The 1,094-nt window shown below is 59.8% G+C and carries 1 protein-coding gene; it reads left to right on the forward strand.

From position 1 onward, the window contains the following. The coding region (locus tag A6M21_RS07155) for a phenylacetate--CoA ligase family protein (RefSeq protein ID WP_066667423.1) at nucleotides 1-1,094 on the forward strand (1,094 nt) is incomplete at both ends.

A 1,094-nucleotide genomic window follows, 5' to 3' on the forward strand; every position in this document is an offset into this window, starting at 1 on the left:
GGCTTCCTTTCACCGTCAAGCAGGATTTGCGCGACAATTACCCCTTCGGCCTGTTTGCCGTGCCGATGAGTGATGTGATCCGGGTGCACGCATCATCGGGAACCACCGGTAAGCCCACGGTGGTGGGTTATACGAAAAACGACATCAATACCTGGTCCGAACTGGCGGCCAGGGCGCTGGCCTGCGCCGGGGGCACCCGGTTCGACGTGGTGCAGAACGCCTACGGCTACGGCCTGTTCACCGGCGGCATGGGCATCCATTACGGCACGGAGCGGCTGGGGGCGACGGTGGTGCCCATCTCCGGCGGCAACACGCAGCGACAGCTCATGCTCATGCAGGACTTCGGCACCACCATCCTGACCTGCACCCCTTCCTATGCCCTGTTCCTGGCTGAAGAAGGAGTGAAAATGGGGCTTGACTTTAAGAAAATGCCATTAAAAGCCGGCATCTTCGGCGCCGAGCCCTGGTCGGAGCGCATGCGTACGCAATTGGAAGAAAAGCTGGATTTAATGGCGCTGGACATTTACGGCCTGTCTGAAATCATGGGGCCCGGCGTGGCCATGGAATGCCCGGCCAAGCAGGGCATGCATGTTTTTGAAGATCACTTTATTCCGGAAATCATCAATCCTGAAACAGGAGCAGTGCTGCCCCCCGGGGAGCAGGGCGAACTGGTAATTACCACTATCACCAAGGAGGCCTTCCCGCTCATTCGCTACCGGACCAGGGACATCACCCGCCTGGAGGTGGAACCTTGTTCCTGCGGCCGCACACACGCGCGGATCAGGCGGATCACCGGCCGCAGTGACGACATGCTGATCATCCGCGGCGTCAATGTCTTTCCTTCCCAGGTGGAAAGCGTGCTGCTGGAGTGCGGGGAGACCGAACCGCATTACCTGCTGGTGGTGGACCGCAAGGCCAACCTGGATCAATTGGAAATTTGGGTCGAGCTGGCTGAAAACATGTTCAGCGATCAAGTGCGTCAGTTGGAGGATCTGGAAGCGCGCCTGCGCGAGCGCATCCACAGTGTGCTGGGCATTTCCGCCCGCGTCAGGCTGGTGGAGCATAACACCATCCCGCGCAGCGAAGGTAAGGCC

The sequence above is a fragment of the Desulfotomaculum copahuensis genome, assembly GCF_001655685.1.
In the GTDB taxonomy this organism is placed as follows: Bacteria; Bacillota; Desulfotomaculia; order Desulfotomaculales; family Desulfovirgulaceae; genus Desulfotomaculum_G; species Desulfotomaculum_G copahuensis.